At 73.4% G+C, this 24,553-nt stretch carries 15 protein-coding genes and 3 pseudogenes; 6 read left to right on the forward strand and 12 right to left on the reverse strand.

What is annotated here, in order from left to right; all coding sequences use genetic code 11:
- Nucleotides 1-3: 3 nt before the first annotated feature.
- From J1792_RS13925 to J1792_RS13945, 4 genes and pseudogenes are all read right to left on the reverse strand, one after another.
- On the reverse strand, nt 4-1,008 hold the full coding sequence (locus J1792_RS13925) for an ABC transporter permease (protein WP_086570565.1): 1,005 nt from the start codon (nt 1,006-1,008) through the stop codon (nt 4-6).
- On the reverse strand, nt 1,005-2,540 hold the full coding sequence (locus J1792_RS13930) for a sugar ABC transporter ATP-binding protein (protein ID WP_086570564.1): 1,536 nt from the start codon (nt 2,538-2,540) through the stop codon (nt 1,005-1,007). Before J1792_RS13930 ends, J1792_RS13925 begins: the two co-directional genes overlap by 4 nt.
- 81 nt (nt 2,541-2,621) lie before the next feature.
- Nucleotides 2,622-5,559, reverse strand: a pseudogene (locus tag J1792_RS34025) (SpoIIE family protein phosphatase).
- 187 nt (nt 5,560-5,746) lie between these two features.
- A complete protein-coding gene (locus J1792_RS13945; RefSeq protein ID WP_207247351.1) occupies nt 5,747-6,757 on the reverse strand; it encodes a cyclase family protein in 1,011 nt (336 codons plus the stop codon).
- Between the two features lie 144 nt (nt 6,758-6,901).
- Here J1792_RS13945 and J1792_RS13950 point away from each other — a divergent pair, with 144 nt between their 5' ends.
- The 3 genes from J1792_RS13950 (at nt 6,902) to J1792_RS13960 (ending at nt 10,463) form a co-directional block, all read left to right on the forward strand.
- A complete protein-coding gene (locus J1792_RS13950) occupies nt 6,902-7,888 on the forward strand; it encodes a CapA family protein (RefSeq protein WP_086571234.1) in 987 nt (328 codons plus the stop codon).
- Between the two features lie 417 nt (nt 7,889-8,305).
- On the forward strand, nt 8,306-9,082 hold the full coding sequence (locus J1792_RS13955) for a phosphatase PAP2 family protein (RefSeq protein ID WP_086571236.1): 777 nt from the start codon (nt 8,306-8,308) through the stop codon (nt 9,080-9,082).
- Nucleotides 9,083-9,272: 190 nt separating this feature from the next.
- The gene (locus J1792_RS13960) at nt 9,273-10,463 is read left to right on the forward strand and encodes an acyl-CoA dehydrogenase family protein (RefSeq protein WP_207247352.1); all 1,191 of its coding nucleotides are present in this window, start codon (nt 9,273-9,275) and stop codon (nt 10,461-10,463) included.
- On the opposite strand, the gene J1792_RS35765 is transcribed toward J1792_RS13960, so the two are convergent.
- The 5 genes and pseudogenes from J1792_RS35765 to J1792_RS13985 all read right to left on the reverse strand — a co-directional run bounded on the left by J1792_RS35765 (nt 10,361) and on the right by J1792_RS13985 (nt 14,640).
- A complete protein-coding gene (locus tag J1792_RS35765) occupies nt 10,361-10,594 on the reverse strand; it encodes a nitroreductase family protein (RefSeq protein ID WP_207247353.1) in 234 nt (77 codons plus the stop codon). The genes J1792_RS13960 and J1792_RS35765 overlap by 103 nt on opposite strands.
- A gap of 3 nt (nt 10,595-10,597) precedes the next feature.
- Complete coding sequence (locus tag J1792_RS13970) at nt 10,598-11,323, reverse strand: SDR family oxidoreductase (protein ID WP_086571240.1); 726 nt, start codon at nt 11,321-11,323, stop codon at nt 10,598-10,600.
- A gap of 55 nt (nt 11,324-11,378) precedes the next feature.
- Complete coding sequence (locus tag J1792_RS13975; RefSeq protein WP_086571243.1) at nt 11,379-11,885, reverse strand: DUF1003 domain-containing protein; 507 nt, start codon at nt 11,883-11,885, stop codon at nt 11,379-11,381.
- Between the two features lie 140 nt (nt 11,886-12,025).
- Nucleotides 12,026-13,233 (reverse strand): annotated as a pseudogene (locus J1792_RS13980) (cytochrome P450).
- 39 nt (nt 13,234-13,272) lie between these two features.
- Nucleotides 13,273-14,640: an NAD(P)/FAD-dependent oxidoreductase gene (locus J1792_RS13985; RefSeq protein ID WP_307842982.1), complete on the reverse strand. Its 1,368-nt coding sequence runs from the start codon at nt 14,638-14,640 to the stop codon at nt 13,273-13,275.
- Nucleotides 14,641-15,058: 418 nt separating this feature from the next.
- On the opposite strand from J1792_RS13985, the pseudogene J1792_RS34035 reads away from it, so the two are divergent.
- From J1792_RS34035 to J1792_RS14000, 3 genes and pseudogenes are all read left to right on the forward strand, one after another.
- Nucleotides 15,059-15,487, forward strand: a pseudogene (locus tag J1792_RS34035) (nuclear transport factor 2 family protein); the annotation flags it as partial.
- Between the two features lie 161 nt (nt 15,488-15,648).
- On the forward strand, nt 15,649-16,905 hold the full coding sequence (paaK, locus tag J1792_RS13995) for a phenylacetate--CoA ligase PaaK (protein ID WP_207247354.1): 1,257 nt from the start codon (nt 15,649-15,651) through the stop codon (nt 16,903-16,905).
- A gap of 67 nt (nt 16,906-16,972) precedes the next feature.
- Nucleotides 16,973-19,408, forward strand: a complete 2,436-nt coding sequence (locus J1792_RS14000) for a penicillin acylase family protein (protein ID WP_207247355.1) — start codon at nt 16,973-16,975, stop codon at nt 19,406-19,408.
- A 78-nt stretch (nt 19,409-19,486) separates the two neighbouring features.
- On the opposite strand, the gene J1792_RS14005 is transcribed toward J1792_RS14000, so the two are convergent.
- The 3 genes from J1792_RS14005 to J1792_RS14015 all read right to left on the reverse strand — a co-directional run bounded on the left by J1792_RS14005 (nt 19,487) and on the right by J1792_RS14015 (nt 24,523).
- Entirely contained in the window at nt 19,487-21,037 is a 1,551-nt protein-coding gene (locus J1792_RS14005; RefSeq protein ID WP_086567688.1) for an acyl-CoA synthetase, read from the reverse strand.
- A gap of 10 nt (nt 21,038-21,047) precedes the next feature.
- On the reverse strand, nt 21,048-22,172 hold the full coding sequence (locus J1792_RS14010; RefSeq protein WP_086567686.1) for an NAD(P)H-dependent flavin oxidoreductase: 1,125 nt from the start codon (nt 22,170-22,172) through the stop codon (nt 21,048-21,050).
- Between the two features lie 65 nt (nt 22,173-22,237).
- Complete coding sequence (locus J1792_RS14015) at nt 22,238-24,523, reverse strand: serine/threonine-protein kinase (protein ID WP_207247356.1); 2,286 nt, start codon at nt 24,521-24,523, stop codon at nt 22,238-22,240.
- Between the last annotated feature and the right edge of the window lie 30 nt (nt 24,524-24,553).

Below are 24,553 nucleotides of genomic sequence, written 5' to 3' on the forward strand. Positions count from 1 at the left end.
CGCTCAGCGCTGTCGGCGCAGGCGGTGGCGCAGCTGCCGGCGGGCGGCCCAGCCGGCCAGGCCGACGGCGATGAGCAGGGTGGTGCCGTTGAACAGCGGGGTGACCCAGAACCGGGCGCCGAGCTGGCCGATGCCCGCGAGGCCGATGGCGAGGACGGTCACGGCCACGAGGGTGCCCAGGGCGTTGGCGCGGCCGGGCCGGATGGCGGTGGAGCCGAGCAGCGCGCCGACGAAGGCGGGCAGCAGGTAGTCCATGCCGACGCTGGGGTTGCCGGTCCGCTGCTGCGCGGCGAGCAGGACCCCGGCCACGCCGACGACGAAGCCCGACCCGGTGAAGGCGAGGACGATGTAGCGCCGGGAGGGGATGCCCACCAGTTCGGCGGCGCGGGGGTTGGACCCGATGACGTACAGGTAGCGGCCCAGCGGCAGGCGCTCCAGCAGCAGCCACAGGACGGCGGTGAGGGCGAGGACGTAGAAGGCGGACACCGGCAGGCCCAGGAACCGGGAGTCGTAGAGGTCGGTGAAGCCGGCCGGCAGGCCCTGCGGGCCGGGGACGATCCGGGCCCCGTCGGTGATCCATCCGGTGAAGGCGTACATGATGCTGCCGGTGCCGAGGGTGGCGATGAAGGAGTCGATCCTGGCGAACTCCACGACGGCGCCGTTGACGGCGCCGACGGCCGCCCCGCCGAGGATCACCACGACGCAGGCGAGCGGCCAGGACCACCCGTCGCCGACGATCAGCTGCATCGTCAGGACGTGCGCGAGGCCGAGGCCGTAGCCGATGGACAGGTCGAACCTGCCGGTGGCGATGGGGATCGTCGCGCCGAGCGCCAGGAGGGCCGGGATGGACTGGCCGGACAGGACGGCGGAGATGTTGTCGAGGGTGGGGAAGGTGTCCGGCAGGGCGAGCGAGAAGGCGAGGAACAGCAAGGCGGTCAGGGCCAGGAGGCCGTAGGCGCCGACGAGATGTCCCAGGCGGTGGACCGGCGTGGTGCGGGGGGCGCTCACCCCGGCGTCCCGGTGAGGGGTGCCATGGCCGAGGCGGCGTGGGCGAGCGCGGTGACGGTGAGGTCCTCGCCGCTCAGCTCCCGTGTCACCGACCCGCGGACGAACACCACGGCCCGGTGGCACACGGTGGCGACCTCCTCGAAGTCGGTGGACAGCAGCAGGACGGCGAGCCCCTCGGCGAGCGCGTCCTGCAGGAGGCGGTGGATGGCCGCCTTGGCGCCGACGTCCACGCCGGCGGTCGGCTCCTCCAGGATCAGCAGGCTGCGGACCGGCCCGATCCACCGGCCGATCATGACCTTCTGCTGGTTCCCCCCGGACAGGGTGGCGATCGGCGCCTCGCTGTCGCGGGGGCGCACCGCGAACCGCTCGATCAGGGCGGCGGCCCGGGGGCGCTCGCGCGCGGGGCTGATCCAGTGCGGGCCCGGCGCCCCGCCCGCCCGGGGGTTGGCGAGGAAGTTCTCCCGTACGGTCAGGTCGGCGGCGCAGCCCTCCTCCTGACGGTCGCCGCTGACGAATCCGACGCCGGCGGCGACGGCCTCCGCGACCGAGCCCGGACGGTACGGCCGGCCGTGCAGCAGGACGCGGCCGGCGAGGATCGGCCGGGCGCCGGCGAGGGCGCGGCCCAGTTCCATGTGCCCGGCGCCGGTGAGGCCCACCATGCCCAGGATCTCGCCGGCGCGCAGCCGCAGGCCGACCGGCCCCGTGTGCTCCGTCCGTACGTCCTCCAGGCTCAGGACGGCGGCGCCCGCGGCGGGGGTGCCGAGGCGGTGGGCGTCCGGCTCGTAGCCCACGATGTCGTGCACCAGGCGGGCGGGGGAGCGGCCGGCGAGCGGGCCGTGGCCGACGACGCGCCCGTCGCGCAGGACGGCGAAGGAGTCGGCGACCTTGTACACCTCGTCGATCCGGTGGGTGACGAAGACGATGGCGTGGCCGCGGTCGCGCAGGGTGTGCAGGACGTCGAAGAGCCGCTCGCAGTCGGCGGCCGGGAGGCTGGCGGTCGGCTCGTCCAGGACGATGAGCGAGGCGCGCGTGCACAGGGCGCGCGCGATCGCCACCAGGGAGCGTTCGGCGCGGGAGAGGTCGGCGACGACGGTGTCCGCGTCGAGGTGCGCGGCGACGATGGAGAGGGCCTCGGCGCACTGCCGGCGGGTGCGGCGCCAGGAGACCAGTCCGGCGCGGCGCGGATAGCCGGTGCCCAGGGCGATGTTCTCGGCGACCGTCATCCAGCCGACCAGCCCCAGGTCCTGGTGGATGAAGGACATGGCCCGGGAGGCCGCCTCGGTGCCGAGCGGATGCCCGGCGACGGTCACCTCGCCCTCGTCCGCGTGGTGGACGCCGGCGAGCACCTTGATGAGCGTGGACTTCCCGGCGCCGTTGGCCCCGAGCAGGGCCAGGACGCTGCCGGGGCGGACGTCGAGGTCGACCGCGTCCAGCGCGAGCGTGCCGCCGAAGTACTTGGTGAGACCACGTATCCGGACGAGGGGCCGCGGGTCGCCGCCCGGGGAGGAGCGGATGTCGGGAGCGTCGTGCACGGCCTCCTCCAGGACCTTTCAGGACAACCCGGTCGATTCCGATACTCTACGGTCCGGTCGGCCCCGGCGCCGGACGGCCCGTCAGATCGCCGGAATGTCGTCGAGATCGATGTCGAACGCCATATGCTCCCCGTCCGCCCCGGACTTCCCTCCCGGCATCTCCAGAGCGCACTCCGCCCAGATCACCTTGCCGCCGGGGACGTAACGGGTGCCCCACGACTGGGAGAGCTGCGCCACGAGGAACAGGCCGCGCCCGCCCTCGTCCGTGGTGGCCGCCTGGCGCAGATGCGGGGACGTGCTGCTGGTGTCGGCGACCTCGCAGGTCAGCGTGCGGTCGTAGAGCAGGCGCACCGAAATGGGGCCGGTGCCGTAGCGGATGGCGTTGGTGACCAGCTCGCTGAGCAGCAGCTCGATGGAGAAGCCGAGCTCGTCCAGACCCCACTCCGACAGCCGGCCGGTGACGGCGGAACGGACGGACGAGACGAGCGAGGGGTCGGCGGGCAGGTCCCAGGTGGCGATCCGGTGCGGGTCCAGGGTGTGCGTACGGGCGACCAGCAGGGCGATGTCGTCGGCGGGATGCTCGGGCACCACGGTCGCCAGGACCTCCCGGCAGGTGTCCTCGGGCGGCCGGTCGGGGTGCGCCAGGGCGCTGCGCAGCTGCTCCAGGGCCGTGTCGAAGTCGCGCCGGCGGTCCTCGACGAGCCCGTCGGTGTAGAGGACCAGCTGGCTGCCCTCGGGGAGGTGGAACTCGGCGGTCTCGAACGGCAGGCCGCCCAGCCCCAGCGGCGGTCCGGCGGGCAGGTCGGGGAACTCGACGCTCCCGTCGGGGTGCACCAGCGCCGGCGGCGGATGACCGGCCCGCGCCATGACGCACTGCTGCGAGGTGGGGTCGTAGATGGCGTACAGGCAGGTGGCGCCGATGATGCCGGTGCTGTCGCCGGAGGGGTCGTCGCCGCCCTCCTCGCGGTCCAGGCGCCCCACCAGGTTGTCGAGGTGGGTGAGGACCTCGTCCGGCGGGAGGTCCAGCTCGGCGAAGTTGCGCGCGGCGGTGCGCAGCCGGCCCATGGTGGCGGCGGCGTGCAGCCCGTGGCCGACGACGTCCCCGACCACGAGGGCGACGCGGCTGCTGGAGAGGGGGATGACGTCGAACCAGTCCCCGCCCACCCCCGACTCGGCGGGCATGTAGCGGTGCGCGACCTCGACGGCGTTCTGCTCGGGGAAGCCCTGCGGCAGCAGGCTGCGCTGCAGGGCGAGGACCATGGTGTGTTCGCGGGTGTACCGGCGGGCGTTGTCGATGCAGATGGCGGCGCGCGTGGCCAGCTCCTGGGCCAGCGAACGGTCGTCGTCCCCGAAGGGGGCGGGATCCCGCGAGCGGTAGAAGCTCGCTATGCCCAGCACGATGCCGCGGGCCAGGAGCGGGACGGTGATCAGGGAGTGGACGCCGTGGGCGAGGAGGCGCTGGGCGCGCACGGGATTCTGGGCGACCCAGCCGGGGGCGGCCCGCAGCTCGGGCTCCAGCACCGTCTGCCCGCTGGTCAGGCAGCGCAGCTGGGGCGTGACCGGCTTGAGTTCGACCCGCTCGCCGGCGGGGTAGAAGGGGCAGTCGTCGCGAACGCCGTGGACCACCGCGCGGTGGAGGTCCTTGCAGGGGTCGGTCGGCTCCTCGCCGCGCAGCACCGCCTCGGGGAGGTCGATGGTGACGTAGTCGGCCAGGCGCGGTACGGCCATCTCGGCGAGCTCCTGGGCGGTACGGCTCACGTCCAGCGTGGTGCCGATGCGGGTGCTGGCCTCGGACAGCAGCTCCAGCCGGCGCCGGGCCGCCACGGCGTACTGGCCCACTCCCGGCTCGCCCACCAGCACCAGCCCGCCGGCCGCGCCGTCGGGGGCGTAGCCGTCGGGGGTGAGGCCGTCGGCGGTGAGGGGCCGGCCACGGCGAAGGCGTCGGGCTCGTGCGGGGTGGGACGCGGGGCGGCCTCGGGTGGCGGGCCGGGCGGACGGGCCGTCGCGGAGGCCGGGCCGGGTGCGGCGCCGCCGCTCAGCAGCCCGGACGCCGGGACGACGTGGACGAGGCCCTCGTGCGCCGGGAGGCCGGGGGTGCGGGGGCCTCGGTGGAGACGGCCAGGCGCTGGTGCCGGGAGGGCAGGAGCGCCTCGATGACGACGCCCTCGACTCCGGAGGCGCTCGTCACCGGGCGGCTGACCAGGGTGACGTGCCGGCCGCCGGGCAGGTGCACCTCGACGGCGGCCCGCTGGGCGGAGGAGATCAGCTCGGTGGCCTTCTCCTTGAGGATCATCTGGTCGCGCCAGTCCAGCCCGCTCGCGGCGAGCTCGCCGAGCTGCCCGTCGCCGGCCGGCATACGGCTCCTGGCGTCGAGGTACGCCTGCAGCAGGCCGCGCTCCCGCGCCGAGCTCTGCTCCAGCAGCCGCTGTTCGATGACGCCGGCCGCCCTGCGGATCACGGTGCCGAGGGCGGCGTCCGCCTCTTCGGGGAGATAACCGAGGCACAGGACGCCCTCGATGAGCCCGTTGAGCGGGTCCCGGACGGGTATCGCCGAGCACGCGTTGGACTGGGAGCGTTCGGCGAAGTGCTCGGCGCCGTAGATGCTGATCAGCCGCCGCTCCGTGAGGGCCAGCCCGATGCCGTTGGTCCCGCCGAACTTCTCGGCGAACACGAAGCCGGGGGTGCTCTGGATCGCGGGCAGCCGTCCGGCCATGGACGGGTCGCCGAAACGGCGGTGCAGCACCGCCCCGCGCCCGTCGGCGAGGCATATGTTCACCTTCCGGCCCGCGAACATGGCCTGCAGCCGATCCATGACAGGACCGGCCGCCCGGACGAGGCGGCCGTCCAGGTCGAGGTCCTCGACATAGGGGAGCTCGCAGCCGTCCGGGGAGAGCCCCAGCGACCGGCTGCGCTCCCACGAGCTCAGGATCGGGCCGCGCACGGAGCCCTCGACCGGCCCGCCGCGAAGGAATCGGTCACGCGCGAGCACGGGGCCGATGTCGTCCGCCACGAGCCCCATCCGGATCACTTCCCTCGTCGGTCCTCATCGGTCCTCGTCGGTGCGTACGGCCATGGCCACCTGTACGTCCTGTACGTCGAAGCGGCTGCATTGTTGTTCCATTTTAGAACTTCACGGACATAACGACGGAGGGAGCGGAGAGACCAATCCCGGAACCATCCGTGATCACCGCAGGTCGTACGGGGTGTCACAGCACCGCGACCGGCGTGACGGGCGAACCCGTGCCGCCCGGGACGTTCAGGGGGGCCACGACGAGGAGGAAGGCGTACCGGCCCGCCCCGGCGCAGGCCTCGGAGAGCGCCTCGAGGTCGAGGTTGTCCAGCAGCGGCACTCCCATCGCGGCGACGGCCAGCGCATGCACCGGGGAGTGCACGCCCTCGACCGGCGAGGGCCGCACGTCGTTGTCACCGTCACTGCCGAGCAGGGCGATGCCGCGCTCGGCCAGCGGTGGCACGGCGTCCACATGCAGGCCCGCGCAGGACGCGTCGGCGTCCCAGGCGCCCAGTTCCCGGCGGCGGCGGAAGCGGCCGACCCGCAGCAGCACCGCGTCGCCCTCGCCGATCTCCACGCCGAGCGCGTCCTGCGCCGCGACGACGTCCGCGGCGCGCACCGCGCGCCCGGGCTCCAGCCACGCGGCCCCCAGCACGGCGGGCAGGTCGAGGAGCACCCCCCTGGTCACCAGCGGCCCCAGCGCCGCGACGGCGCCGAAGCGGGCGCCGCCCGAGCCCACGAGCTCCCGCGCGCTTCCGCCGCCGTACAACCGCCCTCGGTAGGCGACGTGGGCGAGCGCGTCCAGGTGGCTGACGCTCTTGCCGTGGTAGTCGGCGCCGAGGAAGTCCTTGTGCGTGGACGGCTCGGGGGCCTCGACGTCCGCCTCGACGTCCGCCTCGACGTCGCCGAGGGCGGACATGTAGTGCAGGGCCGGTTTGCCGTTGTCCGGCCCGGCCACGGTGTCCCACGGCCGTGCCATCGGCACCACGGCCCCCGTCCGCACCAGCCCGACGGCCCGCCGCACGTGCTCCCCGGTCACCCGGTTCCACGCCCCGCGCCCGGCGTCGTCCCAGCGGCCCCAGGTACGGACCGCCTCGAAGAGCGCGTCGAACTCCCGCCGCGAGACGGCCGGCCCGTTGTCGGGGCCGTTGCCGGGGCCGGCGTCGTCCGGCGGGGGAGCGGACGCGTCGGCGGAATCGCTGCTCATGGTGGTGATGATGCGCCGCCGGCCGCCGTGTGCGGGGCCTTGCCGGGCGGGCATTCCGGTGACAAGGCTTCTCCGCACGTCAAGGGAGCCCGCGGCGCGGTCGCCCGGTGCCACCCTGGAAGGGGAGGACGGAGGTGGGGCCGGATGGCACCGATCACCGTGGCGCTGGCGGGCGACACCATGCTGGGGCGCGGAGTGGCGGAGCAGCTGAGCGAGGCGCCCGAGGCGGCGACGCTGCTGTCCGACGAGCTCCGGGCGGTGCTCGCGGGGGCCGACCTGGTCGTCCTCAACCTCGAGTGCTGCGTGTCGGACCGGGGCGAGCACTGGCCCGCGCCCGGGAAACCGTTCTTCTTCCGCGCCCCGCCGGCCGCCGCCGACGTCCTCGCGGAGCTCGGCGTGGACTGCGTGACCGTCGCCAACAACCACGCACTCGACTTCGGCTTCGACGCCCTGTCCGACACCCGTGCGCTGCTGGAACGCGCCGGCGTACGCGCGGTGGGCGCGGGGCCCGATGTGACGGCGGCCCGCGAGTTCGCCGTGCTGGAGGCGGCAGGGACGCGGCTGGCGGTCATCGGCGTCACCGACCACCCGGAGGACTTCGCCGCGACCGCCGACCGCCCCGGCGTGGCGCTCGCCGACCTGCGCCACGGCGTTCCCGGCTGGCTCACCGCCCTGGTCGCCCGCGCGGCCGCCGAGGCCGACGCCGTGCTGGTCACCCCGCACTGGGGGCCCAACATGACCCCCGGGCCGCCGCACTACGTACGGGACGCCGCGCCCGTCCTGCTGGAGGCCGGAGCGACGCTGGTCGCCGGGCACTCCGCCCACGTCTTCCACGGCGTCGGCGGCCGGGTCGTCCACGACATGGGCGATTTCGTCGACGACTACGCGATCGACGCCGTGCTCCGCAACGACCTGGGCCTGCTCTTCCTGGCGACCCTGGACGGCACCGCCCCCTCGCGCGTGCGGCCGGTGCGGCTGGAGGCGGTTCCGCTGTTCCTGGACTACTGCCGCACGACGGCGGCGCACGGCGCCCAGTGGGAGTGGATCCGCGACCGCTTCACCCGCGCCTGCGCGGCCTTCGGCACCACGGTGGCCGTGGAGGGGGAGCGGCTGGTGATCGAATGGGCCTGACCGCTGCCGGCTCCGCGACTGCCCGCGCCCCGCCCGGGAGCCTCACGTGGTGATCACGATCGGGTGACCTGATGATCACGGACGTATGACCGGCGCACGGCTCCTGACGGTCGCGGTCCGCCCTCCTGCGCGCCCCACCGGCTGCCGCACACCCCCACCGGCTCCCGTCCGTCCCCGCATGATCGCGGAACGTGAGTCCCGTCACGCCCCGGACGCCCGCCCTGCCCCGGCCTGGGGGTCCTCATCCGCCCGGTGCTCCCGTGCGACCGTGGGCGCCCGCCGAGCGCGGTCCCGCGCGCGTGTACTTTTTGACGTACAGCCGCGCTGAGACCGTGCGGCATGTACTCGTCACCAGACCGTACGCATACCGCGCTGCCGCCCTGGTACCGCCGTACCGATACGAAGGACGCCCCACCCATGCCCTACGTGCGCCACTGGCTGCGCTACTCCATCCTGCTGTTCGCGAGCGCGATCGTCCTCGGGATGACCGCCGCGCACACCAAGATCATCCAGCCGCACGACCTGGACCTGGACCGGACGATCCAGACCAACACGCGCACCGGCTGGCTGAACCACACGATGGAGGCCGTCAGCTACTGCGCCTCCCCGGTCGCCGGTGTGCTGATCATCGCGGTCTGGTGCGGATACCTGCTGTTCGTGCGGCGCCGGCCCATCGCCGCGAGCGCCACGTTCCTGGTGGTCGCGATCGGCTGGAACAGCACCCAGATCGCGAAGGCCATCGTCGCCCGGCCCCGGCCGCCCCGGGAGTTCATGCTGGACCCCGAGATCGGCTCCAACAGCTTCCCCAGCGGCCACACCGCCTTCACCGTCGCGGCCATGGTCGGCGTGTACTTCCTCCTGCGCGAGTCCCGGCACCGCCGCACGGTCGTGTTCCTCGGCGTCCTCGCCGTCCTGCTGGTGGCCTTCTCCCGGATGTACGTCGGCGCCCACTACCCGACCGACACCTTCGGCTCGGTGCTGATCGCCGGCTCCGCGATCTTCTTCGTGACCGGGGTGTGGCACGCCTGGCTGCTGCCGAACCTCGACCGCCTGCCGTTGATCGGGGCCCTGCTCACGCGCTTCGGCCTGGAGGAGGAGCGCGCCGAGCTCGAGGCGGACCGGGACGGCTACGGCCACCCGGCGGTGCCCGGCCCGGGCGGCGGCGGACGCCACCGCCGGCACGCGGGGCGCTGAGCCCCGCACCACCCTCCCGCGCACCCCATCGCGATGATCATGGCGGACTCCCTGCGGAGTCCGCCATGATCCGTTTTCGGCCCCGGCATCCGCCTTCCGAATGCCCGCGACCCGCTCTACCGTGTCCGCCGCATCCGAAAAGCGACCGGCAGCGACCGGAAGCACCGGCCGGCGACCACATGGAGGGGCCGTGGATCTCCAGTACACCCCGCAGCAGCAGCGGTTACGGGCCGAGCTGCGCGAGTACTTCGCGGACCTCGTGCCCGACGACGCCTACGAGCGCCACGCCGACCCCGCCGAGCGCAAGCGCTTCTACCGCCGGACCATCCGCCGCCTGGGCGCGGACGGCCGCCTGGGGGTCGGCTGGCCCCGGGAGTACGGCGGCAGCGGCATGACCCCGATGGAACAGTTCGTCTTCTTCGACGAGGCCGCGCAGGCGGGCGTCCCGCTCCCGCTGATGGCGCTCAACACCGTCGGCCCGACGCTGATGCGGTTCGGCACCGAGGAGCAGAAGGCGTACTTCCTGCCGGGCATCCTCTCCGGCGAACTGGACTTCGCGATCGGCTACAGCGAGCCCGGCGCCGGGACGGACCTCGCCGCCCTCACCACCCGCGCCGTCCGCGAGGGCGACGTGGACACCGGCCACTACACCGTCAACGGGCAGAAGATCTGGACCACCAACGGCGACACCGCCGACTGGGTCTGGCTCGCCGTCCGTACCGACCCCGACGCACCCCGCCACAAGGGCATCAGCATCCTCCTCGTGCCCACCAGCGACCCCGGCTACTCCTGCACCCTCATCAACACCCTGGCCTCCCACGACACCACGGCCAGCTACTACGACGGCGTCCGCGTCCCCGCCACCCGCCGCGTCGGCCGGGAGAACGAGGGCTGGCGGCTCATCACCACCCAGCTCAACCACGAGCGCGTCACCCTCGCCGCCCACGGCACCACCGCCGTACGCGCCCTGCACGACGTCCGGCGGTGGGCCGCCACCACCCGCCTGACCGACGGCCGCCGCGTCGCCGACCTCGGCTGGGTCCGCGGCCGCCTCGCCCGTACGCACATCCGGCTCGAGGCCATGAAGCTCCTCAACTGGCGCATGGTCGACGCCCTCCAGCGCGGCACCCTCACCCCCCAGGACGCCTCCGCCGTCAAGGTCTACGGCTCCGAGGCCCGCCGCGACGCGTACGCCTGGCTGATGGAGGTGCTCGCCGCGGCCGGCCCCCTCAAGGAGGGCTCGGCGGGCTGCGCCCTCCACGGCGAACTGGAACGCGGCTACCGCAGCGCGGTCATCTTCACCTTCGGCGGCGGCAACAACGAGATCCAGCGCGAGATCATCTCCTGGATAGGCCTGGGCATGCCCAGGGTGCGCCGCTGAGCCCCTGTGACCAGGCTTTTCAGCTGGGACGGCGCCCAGGCCGCGGCCGGCAGCACCCGCTCCAGCACCCCTCGCGGAACGGGCCGGTCGGTGAATTTGCGCTCCGCCCGGCGGGTCGTTACCGCTCTCATCTGCTAGAGCCAGTCGGCGTAGTGGGTGGGGGCGAGGCGGGCGTTCTTGTCGGTGAGGACGTCCCCCTTGACGGCGGCGAACATGCCGGCGGTGGGGTCGGTGACGACGGTACGGCTGTCGCCCTTGTGGGACAGGGTGATCCGGCCCAGCTCGTCCAGGGGGAAGACCTCGGGTCCCGCGATGTTGCGGACGCCGTTCAGCGGAGCCCCGGCGGCGACCTCCGCCACCGCGTCGGCCACGTCCTTGGAAGCGATGGGCTGGATGGGCGTGGCGGGCAGCCGGACGGTGTCGGCGTCGGCGGTCCAGGACAGGACTGCGTCCATGAAGTCCATGAACTGCGTGGCGCGCACGATCGAGTAGGGGATCGGCCCGGCCGCGAGGATCTTCTCCTGAAGCACCTTGGCGCGGTAGTAGTCCAGCTCCGGCACCTGGTCCGCGCCGACGATCGAGAGGATGACGAAGTGGCCGACGCCGCCCTTCCGGGCCGCGGCCAGGAGGTTGTCCATCGAGGTCTGGAAGAAGGCGAGCGAGGCCTCGTCGAAGGTCGGGGAGTTGGTCAGGTTGACGACGGCATCGGCTCCCGCCACCGCCTCGTCCAGCCCCTGGCCGCCGATGACGTCGACTCCGGTGGACTTCGAGTGCGGTACGGCCTCATGTCCGGCGGCGTTCAGGTTCTTGACGACCTGAGAACCGATCAGTCCGGTACCGCCGATGACTGCGATCTTCATGACGTGCCTTTCATCGGAATCGCTACGCAACGGCTCGCTGATGCCCGAAGGCCGGTCACCCGGAGGACTGGCCGGAGCCCGTCAAGCGGGCGCGGTTCTCCGCGAGGACGTCCTGCACCTTGCGTTCGACCTCCGCCGGGTCGACGCCCAGGGCGTGGCCCATGTGGATCGACCACACCTCAGAACGCACATTGGTCTCGAAGTCGAGGTCGGCGCGGATGTTCTCGCGAGCGGCCTGGCGGTTCTGGCTCACCATGACGAAGGTGGAGAGGAAGATCGCCTCCAGGCTGACGATCATCGTGAGCAGCCCGAAGGGAAAGGGATCCCAGACGGCCCCCTGACCGAACACGCCTTCGTTGCACACGATCCAGACCGTGAACCACGCCGCGTGGAGGTAGACGAACTGCATGGTGCCGGCGAAGGCGGTGATCGCGTCCGCGATCCGGTCCTCGGTCCCACGCATCCGCGCGAGCACGTCCTGCTCGCGCGGCAGCCGCACAGCCAGGCTGCCCGGACCCCTCGGACGGCCCTGACCACCGGGGCCGCTCGCCGCACCGTCCATGCCCACTCCCGACCACCGTCCATGTGCACCGGCCGACAGCGTAGGGGCCGGCGGGTGCGAACGTCGCGACGACCGTCCCTGGACACTTTCGAATACGTCGCATGGTCGAAGGGCACCGGGTCGGCGGAGGGCGGCGGTGTTCAGGCTGTGAGTCCTTCGATGGCGACGGGGAGGTGGCGCGGGCCGCGCAGGACCGCGTTGGCGCGGTAGGGCGGCGGGTCCTCGAGGAGCCGGGAGAACGTGACCCGGCGGAACAGTTCGGGCACCGCGGCATGGAGTTCGATGCGGGCGAGGGGTGCGCCGAAGCAGTAGTGGATGCCGGTGTAGAAGCCCAGGTGCTCGTTGTCCTTGCGGTCGGGATCGAACCGGTCGGGGTTCTCGAAGCGTTTGGGGTCGCGGTTGGCGGCGGCCAGCATGAGCCAGACCGGCGAGCCCTTGGGGATGGTGGTGCCGGCGATGTCGATGTCGTCCAGGGCGGTGGTCCACGGGACGAACTGGACCGGGGGCTCGTACGCAGTACCTCCTCGATGAGTGGGACGGCCAGGTCCGGGTCCTTCTGGAACCGGTCGAGGATGTCGGGGTGGCGCAGCAGGGTGAGGGTCGTGTTGGTGATGGCGTTGACGGTGGTCTCGTGGCCGGCGACCAGGAGCAGCACGGCGGTGGCCTCCAGGTCCGCCGGTGCCATGGTGGGGGCGAGCGCGCTGAGGATCCCGGGGCCGGGGTGGCGGCGTTTGGTCTCGATCAGGTCGGACAGGTAGGCGCCCATGTCCTGGCGTGCCCGCTGGCCCTTCTCCTGGGCGCTGTCGTCGCCGGGCCGGGGATCGATTGACGACGCCAGGGCGTCGGCCCAGGCGTGGAAGCGCGGTTCGTCCTCGCGTGGCACACCCAGGACCTTGCAGATGGCGGTGATGGGGAGGGGGTAGGAGAAGTCCTCGACGATGTCGACCTGGTCCTTGCCCTCGAAGGCGTCGAGCAGTTCGGTAACGGCCTGGGCCAGCTCGCCGCGCAGGCCGTCGAGGAATCGGGGGCTGTGCGGGGGGCCGAACGGCCGGTTGATGGTGTCGCGCAGCCGGTCGTGCACGGGTGGGTCGGTGAAGATGAAGCTGGGCGGCAGGCCGCTCTCCGGGTCGTTCTCGCCGGGTCGGGCGGCGCCGGACGGACGGTTGCTCGTGTCGTTGCTCAGCCGCGGGTCGTTGGCCAGGCTGCGCACCTCGTAGTAGGTGCTGACCAGGTAGGAGCCGTCGTCCTCCCGCCTGACCGGTTGCTTGCGCGGTTCCGCGTAGAGCGGGTACGGATCGGCCCGATTGGCGTAGTCGGCGATCTGCGCGACGATGCTGCCGGACGTCATGGCGACTCCTGAGGGCTCCGGGCGGTACAGGGCCGGTGATCACGCATGTGCCGGAACGAACGAGACACGCCGCTCGCTCGGCGAGTGACCCGTCAGCGTGACCGTGGGCCCGTGGGTGGGCAGATGGGGGTTGGGGAAGGCCGGGTCGATCGGCTGCAGTGTCTCGGTCCGGCGGTCGACTGTGCGGTACTCCGGCGGGAACGGCGCGCCGGACGCGATCTGGTGCTCGTAGAACCCCATCCACTTGGCTCCGTCGAATGCGGCCGCCGCGATGACGCGGCCCCGGTAGCCGTACACCGTCACGAACCGCTCCTCGGCGAGCGTCCCCTGGGCGACGACCAGCTGGTCGCCCAGCGAGGGAACACCCACCGACTTGATGTCGACACCGAACTGGGTGGACCAGAACATCGGCAGCCACAGGTGCGGGCGGCGGTCCGGACCCGCGCAGATCATGTTGTGGGCGGCGATCTCGGCCTGTTCGACCGCGTTGCCCCAGTGCTCCAGCGCCAGGAACTGGTAGTCGAACAGCGGGTGGGGGCTGCGGGCGACGTCACCGGCGGCGTAGATGTCGTCGGTGACGATGCCGTTGACGTCGAACACCCGGCACCCGGCGTCGCACGCCACCCCCTGGGGTCCCGCGGCGACCCCCGAGCCGGCGAGCCATTCCGTGTTGCGCAGGGCACCGAGCGAGACGACCGCCACCTCCACGTCGATCGCCGGGCCGTCGGACAGATGGGCTCGTCTCAGCCGTCCCACGTCGTCGCCCTCGAGGGCGGTGACGCTGACGCCGCAGCGCAGGTCGACTCCGTGCTTCCGCTGCAGCCGGTCCGCGACCGCGCCGATCACTCCGCCGAGCGCGCCCGCCAGTGCCGGGCCACGTTCGGCGACCGTGACCTGAAGCCCCAGCTCCCGGCAGGCGGAGGCGACCTCGGAGCCAGTGAAGCCGGCGCCGATCACCAGCACCCGCGACACGCCACCGGTCAGCTTCCGGCGCAGGCGTGCGGAGTCGTCGCGCGTCCGCAGCACGAACACCCCTCCCAGCGCGGCCTCTTCCGGGTGGAACCAGGGCCGCGCCCTGGTCCCGGTGGCGATCAGCAGGCGATCGTAGGGGACGGTGTCGCCGTTCGTCAGACGTACCTGTTTGGCGCCCCTGTCGAGGCTCTCGGCGGCGACGCCCAGCCGCCATTCGGCGTCGATGTGGCGCCGCCTCGGTAGAGCGGTGTCCTCGGGTCGTGCCCTCCCGAGCAGTGCCTGCTTCGACAGCGGCGGACGGTCGTAGGGCTCGTACGGCTCGTCGCCGATCATGGTCAGGGATCCGGTGAAGCCCTGCTCGCGCAGGGTCTCCGCCGCGCGCAGACCGGCCAGCGAGGCACCGACCACGACAATGCGGCCCTGGCGCCGCAGCACCTCGACGTCGGTGTCAGCCGGCCTGGACCGGGCAGGCGGCAGCTGCCTGCTCCACCCCTGGATCACGCTCTCTGCCGGGCCGCGGTCGCCTGTCGGCTCCGCAGTCCTTGCGGTCGGCTCACAGGATGGGTGGCATGCCTCATCTTCAGGATCGCCCCCTCTGAGGCCGACCTGCAAGGCGAGGGGTCCAGGGCGAGCCTCGGCCGGTCAACCGCCCGGTGTCCGCTCCTTGTGACCGGGGCGCCGCGTGAGCGAGTGGCTCCGATACCGGGACGACGTCACGGCAGCGGATCCCAGGGACCTCCGCAGCAACGGCCTCCTCCCCGCGAGGTGGGGAACCGGGTCTGTGGGTGTGCTGGCGAGAATGGTGATCTCGCCGCGTCAGGCGGACGCGGATGTCGGATCGGAGTGATGAGTCGTGTCCATAGCCGTACCCCCAGCTACCCGTGCTGTGGTGGAAGAGCTGTTACGCCGGATCGGCCAGGGCGATCCCGAACGCATCGCGGAGATGTATGCCGAGTGGGGCGATTGGAAGCTGGACTGGCCGGAGTCCGAGCACGGTCGGACTGCTACCCCGTGGATTCGCCACCGTTCCACCCGTGCGGATGCCGCCGCCCACTACCTGGAGCTCGCCGAGCACCATGTGCCCGGGCATACGGCGACCGAGATCGAGCGCATCCTCATCGACGGCGACGACGCGGTCGTACTCGGCGAATTCCGTCAGACGGCCCGCTCCACCGGACGTGCCTATCGCGCCCGGTTCGCTTTGCACCTCACCGTCGAAGACGGCCTTGTCACCCGGCACCATATCTACGAGGACAGCCTTGCCGTTGCCCAGGCGTTCGACACGAACGGGCCGCGGCACCCGGATGCGGCTCAGGACGGCCTCGAACCGCGGGGAGCAACCCCGCTGCCCGGCACTCCCCGCTGTTGCCCGCACCGGACCTGACCCGCCCCCGCCGCTTACCCCCGGTTAGGGAGAGCCCCCGGCCGGGGGAAAGATCCACCATGACTCCCGAAGAGCTCACCGCCCTCCAGCTGACCCGTCTGCGCGCGACCCTGCGGCACGTCTACGACAACGTGGCCTTCTACCGCGACGCCTTCGACGCGGCCGGGCTGCGGCCCGAGGACTGCCGTTCCCTCGGCGATCTCGCCCGATTCCCGTTCACCACGAAGGCCGATCTGCGCGCGGGGTACCCGTGGGGCATGTTCGCCGTCGACCGGTCCCGTCTCCGTCGTGTGCACGCGTCCAGCGGGACCACCGGCACGCCCACCGTCGTCGGCTACACCGAGGCCGACCTCGACGTCTGGGCGGACCTGGTGGCGCGTTCGCTGCGGGCGGCGGGGGCGCGGGCCGGTGACATGGTGCATGTGGCGTACGGGTACGGGTTGTTCACCGGCGGGCTGGGCGCGCACTACGGGGCCGAGCGGCTGGGCTGCACGGTGATTCCGGCGTCGGGCGGCATGACCGAGCGCCAGGTACGGCTCATCCACGACCTGCGACCGCGGGTCATCATGGCCACCCCCTCGTACATGCTCACGCTGCTCGACGAGTTCGAGCGCCAGGGCATCGATCCGCGCGCCACCTCGCTGCGGGTGGGCGTCTTCGGCGCGGAGCCGTGGACGGAGGGGATGCGCCGGGAGATCGAGGAGCGCTTCGCCCTCGACGCGGTCGACATATACGGGCTCTCCGAGGTCATGGGCCCCGGCGTCGCCCAGGAGTGGGCGCGGACGAAGGACGGGCCGCACATCTGGGAGGACCACTTCTATCCCGAGATCGTCGACCCGGTCACCGGCGAGGTCCTGCCCGACGGCGCCCACGGCGAGCTGGTGTTCACCTCGCTCACCAAGGAGGCCATGCCCGTCGTCCGCTACCGCACCCGCGACCTGACCCGGCTGCTGCCCGGCACGGCGGGCGGCCCCTTCCGCCGGATGGAACGGATCACCGGCCGCTCCGACGACCTGATCATCCTGCGCGGGGTGAACCTCTTCCCGTCCCAGGTCGAGGAGATCGTGCTGCGCACGCCGGGCGTCGCGCCCCACTTCCAGCTGGTGCTGACCCGCGAGGGGCGGCTGGACCGGCTGACCGTACGGGCGGAGGCGCGTCCGGAGGCGACGTCCGAGGGGCGTGCGGCCGCGGCCGCCGACCTCGCGCGGCGGGTCAAGGAGGGCGTCGGGGTGTCCGTGGCGGTCGAGCTCGTGGATCCGCGGACCCTCCAGCGGTCCGCCGGCAAGCTGCGGCGCGTCGTCGACGAGCGCGGCTGAACCCCGCGGCCTCCGGCTGCGTCCCCCCTGTCAACAAGTCTTCCCGCCCTTATCGCAGGAGGTCACTTTGCCCATTCGTCACCGCTTACGCGCGCTGACGGTCGCCGCTCTCGCCCTGGCGACCGGCGCGAGCGCCCTGCCCGCCGCGGCGGCGCCCCAGGCCCCGGCGGCCTTCGGGGACGGCGCGCTCAAGCCGTCCGGGGACGGCCTGTCCGCCGTCATCCGCTATACCGAGTACGGAATTCCGCACATCGTCGGCAAGGACTACGCGAGCCTGGGCTTCGGTTCGGGCTGGGCGCAGGCCAAGGACCAGGTGTGCGTCCTGGCCGACGGCTTCGTCACCCTGCGCGGCGAGCGCTCGCGCGCCTTCGGCCCCGACGGCCGGCCCGGCGGGTCGCTGTCGTCCGCCACCACCAACCTCTCCAGCGACCTGTTCTTCCGCGGGGTGCGGGACGCGCAGACCGTGGAGAAGCTCCTGGAGAGACCGGCCCCGGCCGGGCCCAGCCGCCAGGCCAAGGAGCTGATGCGCGGCTGGGCCGCCGGTTACAACGCCTGGCTCAAGCAGAACAAGATCTCCGACCCGGCCTGCCGCGGCGCCTCCTGGGTCACTCCCGTCACCGCCGTCGACGTGGCCCGGCGCGGCTACGCCATCACCGTGCTGGGCGGCCAGGGCCTGGCCGCGGACGGCCTCTCGGGCATCGGGCAGCAGCCGAAGAAGTCCGCCGCCCCCGCCAGGCCCACGGACCCGGCCGCGGCGGCCCGCAAGGTCTTCGACCGGCAGAACGCCGACATGGGCTCCAACGCCGTCGCCTTCGCCGGCTCCGCCACCGCGGACGGCCGCGGGCTGCTGCTGGGCAACCCCCACTACCCCTGGCAGGGCGGCCGCCGCTTCTGGCAGTCGCAGCAGACCATCCCCGGCGAGCTGAACGTCTCGGGCGGCTCCCTGCTGGGCATGCCCATCGTCGAGATCGGCCACAACCAGCACATCGCCTGGAGCCACACGGTCGCCACGGGCGTGCCGCTGAACCTCCACGAGCTCAAGACCGCCCCCGGCGACTCCCACAGCTACCTCGTCGACGGCAAACCCGAACGGATGACGAAGCGCACCGTCACCGTTCCCGTACGGGGCGCGGACGGGCGTACCTCCGATGTCACCCGCACCCAGTGGTGGACCCGCTTCGGTCCCGTGGTGACCTCCCTCGACGACATGCCGCTGCCCGCGGCGGACGGCACGGCCTACGCGCTCAACGACCCCAACGCCCAGAGCCTGCGGTTCCTCGACTCCTCGCTCGCGCTGAGCAGGTCCCGCAGCGTGCGCGACATCCAGCAGGGGCTGCGGCGTACGCAGGGCCTGCCCTGGGTGAACACCATCGCCGCCGACTCCGCCGGGCACAGCCTCTACACCCAGTCGCAGGTGCTGCCCCGCGTCACCGACGACCTCGCCGGGCGCTGCTCCACCGCGTTCGGGCGGCAGACGTTCCCGGCCGCGGGCCTGGCCGTGCTGGACGGCTCGCGCGGCGACTGCGCGCCGGGCCGGGACGCCGACGCCGTGCAGGACGGCATCTTCGGCCCGTCCGCGATGCCCACGCTCCTCGACGCCCCGTACGCCGAGAACTCCAACGACAGCGCCTGGCTGGCCAACGCGGACCGGCCGCTGACCGGCTACCCGCGGATCTTCGGCGACACCGCGACGTCCCGTTCGCTGCGCACGCGCGGCGGGCTCCAGGACGTCGCCGCCATGGCGAAGCGCGGCCGGCTGACCGTGGCCGACCTGGAGCGGCAGCAGTTCGCCAACCGGGCGCCGGCCGGCGCCCTGGCCGCCGCCGACGCGGCGAAGGGCTGTGCGGCGCTGCCCGGCGGCCGGGCCACGGGCAGCGACGGCACGAGCGTGGACGTCTCGGCGGCGTGCGGCGTCCTGTCCCGGTGGGACCGGACCGTCGCCAAGGACGGCAAGGGCGCGCTGCTCTTCGACCGCTTCTGGCGCAGGCTGGTGCGGACGGTCCCCGAGGACAAGCTGTGGCGGGTGCCCTTCTCCGCCGCCTCGCCCGTGACGACCCCGAACACGCTCGACACCTCGGCCGACGGCTTCCCCCGCGCACTGGCCGACACGGTCGCGGAGCTGCGGGCGGCGGGCATCGCGCTCGACGCGCCGCTGGGCGAGCACCAGTTCGTCGTGCGGAACGGCAAGCGGATCCCGCTGTCCGGCGGCGCGCACGCCCTGGGCATCTGGAACATGATCGAGGCCCGCTGGGACGCCTCCGCCGGCGGCTACACCGACGTGGCCCACGGCTCCAGCTACATCCAGGCCGTCGGCTTCGACGGCGGCGGCTGCCCGGTGGCCCGTACGCTCCTGACGTACGGGCAGTCCTCCGACCCCACCTCCCCCCACTACAGCGACCAGACCGAGCTGTTCTCGGCCGGCCGGATGGTGCGGGGACGGTTCTGCGAGAAGGACATCCTCTCCTCGCCGAAGCTGAAGGTGGTGCGGGTCGGCGAGCGCTGAGCGCCCGCCGGCCGTCGGCTGAGGACCGGCGTCCGGCCCCCGTGCACGGGGGCCGGACGCCGGTCCGTACGGCCTGTGTCACACCGTCCGCTCGCGGCCGCGCCAGTAGGGTTCGCGCAGGTGGCGCTTGTAGAGCTTGCCGTTGGGGTCGCGCGGCATGGCGGCGATGAAGTCGAGGGACCGGGGCCGCTTGTACCCCGCCAGGGCGCGGGCGCAGTGGTCGAGGAGTTCTGCGGCGAGCGCGTCGTCCGGCCGGTGGCCCTCGGCGGCCTCGACGACGGCCTTGACCTCCTCGCCCCGGTCGTCGTGCGGGATGCCGAAGACGGCGGCGTCGGCGACGGCGGGGTGGCGCAGCAGCACGGACTCGACCTCGGCGGGGTAGACGTTGACGCCGCCCGAGATGATCAGGTCGATCTTGCGGTCGTGCAGGAAGAGGTAGCCGTCCTCGTCGAGGTGGCCGAGGTCGCCGACGGTGAAGAAGTCGCCCACGCGGTTCTCGCGGGTCTTGTCCGCGTCCTTGTGGTACGCGAAGCCGCCGGTGGTCATCCGCAGGTAGACGGTGCCCGTCTCGCCGGCGGGCAGCGGCTTGCCGTCGTCGTCGAGGACGGCGATCTCGCTGATGGGCCAGGCCTTGCCGACCGTGCCGGGCCTGCGCAGCCATTCCGCCGCCGTGGCGAACGCTCCGCCGCCCTCGCTGGCCGCGTAGTACTCCTCGACGCACTCCCCCCACCAGTCGATCATGGCCCGCTTGACGTGGTCCGGGCAGGGGGCGGCGCCGTGGACGGCGTGCCGCATGGAGGAGACGTCGTAGGAGGCCCGTACCTCCGGCGGCAGGGCCAGCAGGCGATGGAACTGCGTGGGCACCATGTGGGTGTGGGTGCAGCGGTGGGTGTCGATCAGGCGCAGCGTCTCCTCCGGCGTCCAGGTGTCCATGAGCACCAGTTTGTGGCCGATGTGCAGGGACGCGGCCGCGAACTGCAGGACGGCGGTGTGGTAGAGCGGCGAGCAGACGAGATGGACGTTGTCGCCGAACGGCTCGATGCCGAAGAAGCCGAGGAAGCCGCCGAGATGGCTCTGCTCCGGCTCTCTTCCGGGCAGGGGGCGGCGGACGCCGCGCGGCCGGCCGGTGGTGCCGGAGGTGTAGTTCATGACCCACCCGAGGGTGCGGTCCGCGGGCGGGGTGCCGGGCCGGCCGTCGAGGAGGCCGGCGTACGGGCGGAAGCCGGCGATGGTGCCGACGGCGTGGCGGTGGTCGGCGGGCAGGCCCGCCTCGTCGGCTGCGGCGGTCGCTGCGGCGGCCCAGCGCTCGTGGGCGACGAGCGCCCTGGCGCCGGAGTCGGAGAGGATCCAGGCGATCTCCGGTGCGAGGAGATGGTGGTTGACGGGCACGAGGTAGAAGCCGGCCTGGGTGGCGGCGAGATGGGCGGTGAGGAATTCGGGGCCGTTGGGCAGCACGGTCGCGAAGGCGTCGCCCGCGCGGAGTCCGGCGGCGCGCAGGCCGTGGACGAGGCGGTTGGCGTCGGCGTGCAGCCGGCCGGCGGTCCAGGCCTCGCCCTCGGGGGTGATGAGGACGGTACGGCCGGGGTTCTCCGTGGCCTGGGCCCAGAAGCCCTTGCTCTCGCGCTTCATGACGTTGCCTTCATGACGTTACGTCCTCCTCCCGGGCGCCGCCCGCGATGCGGTTCAGGCGCTCCACCGCTCGTTCGAAGCCCCGCGTCAGGTCGTCGACCACGGCCCGTACGCTCCTGACGGTGTCCATCCGGCCGACGATCTGGCCCACGGGGGTGCCCAGCAGGGGCCCGACCTCGTAGCGCTGGATGCGTGTGAGGGCCTCGGCGACCAGCAGGCCCTGCAGGGGCATGGGCAGGGTGCCGGGGCCGGCCGGGTCGTCCCAGGCGTCGGTCCAGGCGGTGCGCAGCTGGCGGGCGGGCTTGCCGGTCAGGGCCCGGGAGCGCACGGTGTCGCCGGAGCCGGCGGCCAGGAGCTTGGCGGTGAGGGCGCCGGAGGTCAGGCCGGCCTCCTCGGTGGTGAGCCAGAGCGAGCCCAGCCAGACGCCCTGGGCGCCGAGGGCGAGTGCGGCGGCGGCCTGTTCGCCGCCGCCGATGCCCCCGGCGGCCAGCACGGGCAGCGGGTCGACGGCGCGGACGACCTCGGGGGTGAGCACCATGGTGGCGATCTCGCCGGTGTGGCCGCCGGCCTCGTAGCCCTGGGCGACGACGATGTCGACGCCCGCCTCCGCGTGCCGGACGGCGTGCCGGGCGCTGCCGGCGAGGGCGGCGACGAGGACGCCGCGCGCGTGGGCGCGGCGGACGACGTCCGGGGGCGGCGGGCCGAGGGCGTTGGCGAGGAGGGCGATGGGGTAGTCGAAGGCGACGTCGAGCTGGGTGCGGGCCACGTCGTCGAGCCAGCCGGTGACGCGCCAGCCGGAGGGCTCGCCGTCGGGGAGGGCCGGTACGCCGTGTTCGGCGAGGGTCGTACGGACGAAGTCCCGGTGGCCGGCCGGGATCATGGCCTCGACGTCGGCCTCGGTCACCCCCTCGACGCGCCGGGCGGGCATCACGACGTCGAGCCCGTACGGTCTGCCGTCGGTGTGCTCCTGCATCCAGTCCAGGTCGCGGGCGAGGTCGCCGGGGGCGGCGTAGCGCACCGCGCCCAGGACGCCGAGGCCGCCGGCCCGGCTGATGGCCGCGGCGACCGCGGGGAACGGTGTGAAGCCGAAGAGGGCGTGTTCGATGCCCAGCCGGCGGCTCAGCTCGGTCCGCATGGGCCGCAGGATGCCGCAGGGCGGCCAGCGAGGGAACCCGGCCGCACCAACTTTCTGACGACGCGTCAGTTCGGCGGGATCCGGTGGCCGCGCGTGCCCCGGGTCCGGCGTACGGCCGCGACCTGCCGGTAGAGCTCGACGGCCTCGGCGGAACGACCCAGCTGTTCCAGGCAGTGGGCCTCGTCGTGGCGGCTGGCCAGCGCGTCGGGGTGGTCGGCGCCCAGCACCCGCTGGCGGGCCTGGGCGACGTCGCGGTAGACGGCCAGGGCGTCGGTCCAGCGGCCGAGCCAGCCGAGCCCCACGGCCACCTCGCGGCGGCTGACGAGGGTGTCGGGGTGGTCGGCGCCCAGCACCCGGGCGCGGATGGCGCAGACGTCGCGCGCCTCGGCCAGCGCCTCCTCCCAGCGGCCCAGCCGGCCGAGGTTGACGCCCAGGCCGTGCCGGGCGCGCAGGGTGTCGGGATGGGCGGCCCCCTGCACACGGGTGCGGTCCCCGACGAGTTCGCGGTAGAGCTCGAGCGCCTCCGCGCTGCGGCCCAGCCGGCCGAGGCAGATCCCGGCCTCGTAGCGGGCGGCGAAGGTGTCGGGCTCGTCCGGGCCGAGCACCCGGGCCCGGGCGGCGGCCACCGCCTGGTACGTGCGCAGCGCCTCGGTCCACCGGCCGAGCTGGCCCAGCGCGTAGCCGACCTCGTAGCGGGTCACGAGCGTGTCGGGGTGCTCGGGGCCCAGGAGGCGGGTACGGGCCGCGGCGACGTCGCGGGCCATGTCGTACGACTCCTCCGGCCGGCCGAGCCTGCCGAGGTTGAACGCCAGGTTGTGGCGGCAGCGCAGGGTCTCGGGGTGGTCGGGGCCCATCACCCGCTCCCGGACGGCGAGCACCGCGGTGTACACCTGGTGGGCCTCGAAGTGGCGGCCGAGCCGCCCGAGGACGTACGCCGTCTCCTGGCGCGCGGCGAGCGTGTCGGGGTGCTCGGGGCCCATCACCCGCTCCCGGCCCGCCGCGGTCCGCGCGAACTCGCGCAGGGCGTCCCCGGGCCGGCCCAGGCGGGCGAGGGCGAAGGCGACCTCGTAGCGGCTGGCCAGGGTGTCGGGGTGGTCGGGGCCGAGGATCCGCTCGCGCTCGGCGACCACGGCCCGCTGCACCTCGCCGGCCTCCGCCCACCGGTCCAGGCGGGCCAGGCGCAGCCCCTCGCTGTGCCGGCCGGCCAGTTCGGCGACCAGCTCCGGCGGGGGAGGGCGTTCGGCCCCGGCGGTGCGCGGCACGGTCCGGCGCGGGCCCGCCCCGCCCGGGCCCACGGCCCAGGGCTCGGTCCAGGAGCCGGTGAGCGCGGCGGCGGGGTCCGGCGGCGGCTGCAGGGGGCCGGTGCCGGCCGCCTTGGAACCGGTGGTCATGTCGCGGGCCCAGCCGGGCAGCCGGGGCGGCCCGGACAGCCGCGCGGAGGCGCCCATGGGCGGCAGCCGCCCCTCGGGCGGGGTCCGGCGCGGCGGCTCGTCCGCCCGCAGCGGAGGCAGCGCGGCGATGCGCCGCACGAGCTCGGCCGCGTCCTCCGGCCGGTCCTCGGGATCCTTGGCGAGCAGGTCCAGAACCACCCGCTCGAAGGGCTCGGGGAGCTCCGGGCGCACCGGTCGCAGCGGCCGGGGCGGGGTGTCGCGGTGGCCGACGAGCACGGCCCAGGCGTCGTCCATGTCGAACGGCGGGGCGCCGGTGGCGATCTCGTACAGCACACAGCCCAGCGAGTACAGGTCGCTGCGGTGGTCGACGTTCTGGGCGCCGATCTGCTCGGGCGACATGTAGTGCGGGGTGCCCATGGCGATTCCCGTGCCGGTGAGCCGGGCGGAGAAACCGATGTCATGGGCGAGGCGCGCGATGCCGAAGTCGCATATCTTCACCGTGCCGTCGGCGACACGCACGATGTTGGCGGGCTTGAGGTCGCGGTGCACGATGCCCTGCCGGTGGGTGTAGGCCAGGGCGGCGGCGACCTGCTCGGCGATCTCGATGACCTCGGCGACGGGCAGCGGATGCTGCCTGTTGTCCTCCAGCAGCTGACTGAGGTTGCGCCCCTCGAGCAACTCCATCACCAGATACAGCACGCCCTCCGACTCGCCGAAGTCGTGCACCACGGTGATGCCGCGGTGCTGCAGCGAGGCCGCGACCCGCGCCTCGCGCCGGAACCGCTCGCGCAGCACCCGCAGATACGACTGCTCGTGCTGACGCCCCATGGGCTTGAGGCACTTGACGGCCACGTGCCGGCCCAGCGATTCGTCGCGGGCACGCCACACCTCGCCCATCCCGCCCCGCCCGATCAGGTCGAGCAGCTGGTACCGGCCCTGGATCAGCCTGGTGTCCGCCATGCTGTGCCGCCGCCCCCGTCGATTCGCTGT

The organism is Streptomyces triculaminicus (genome assembly GCF_017349075.1).
In the GTDB taxonomy this organism is placed as follows: Bacteria; Actinomycetota; Actinomycetes; order Streptomycetales; family Streptomycetaceae; genus Streptomyces; species Streptomyces triculaminicus.

Excerpts from the sequence above, each read along its gene's own strand:
- J1792_RS13950 (WP_086571234.1), top strand. The coding sequence starts at position 6,902 with ATGGCACCGATCACCGTGGCGCTGGCGGGCGACACCATGCTGGGGCGC.
- J1792_RS35765 (WP_207247353.1), bottom strand. The coding sequence starts at position 10,594 with ATGAGAGCGGTAACGACCCGCCGGGCGGAGCGCAAATTCACCGACCGG.
- J1792_RS13955 (WP_086571236.1), top strand. The coding sequence starts at position 8,306 with ATGCCCTACGTGCGCCACTGGCTGCGCTACTCCATCCTGCTGTTCGCG.
- J1792_RS13975 (WP_086571243.1), bottom strand. The coding sequence starts at position 11,885 with ATGGACGGTGCGGCGAGCGGCCCCGGTGGTCAGGGCCGTCCGAGGGGT.
- J1792_RS14015 (WP_207247356.1), bottom strand. The coding sequence starts at position 24,523 with ATGGCGGACACCAGGCTGATCCAGGGCCGGTACCAGCTGCTCGACCTG.
- J1792_RS14010 (WP_086567686.1), bottom strand. The coding sequence starts at position 22,172 with ATGCGGACCGAGCTGAGCCGCCGGCTGGGCATCGAACACGCCCTCTTC.
- J1792_RS13970 (WP_086571240.1), bottom strand. The coding sequence starts at position 11,323 with ATGAAGATCGCAGTCATCGGCGGTACCGGACTGATCGGTTCTCAGGTC.
- J1792_RS13945 (WP_207247351.1), bottom strand. The coding sequence starts at position 6,757 with ATGAGCAGCGATTCCGCCGACGCGTCCGCTCCCCCGCCGGACGACGCC.
- J1792_RS14005 (WP_086567688.1), bottom strand. The coding sequence starts at position 21,037 with ATGAAGCGCGAGAGCAAGGGCTTCTGGGCCCAGGCCACGGAGAACCCC.
- paaK (WP_207247354.1), top strand. The coding sequence starts at position 15,649 with ATGACTCCCGAAGAGCTCACCGCCCTCCAGCTGACCCGTCTGCGCGCG.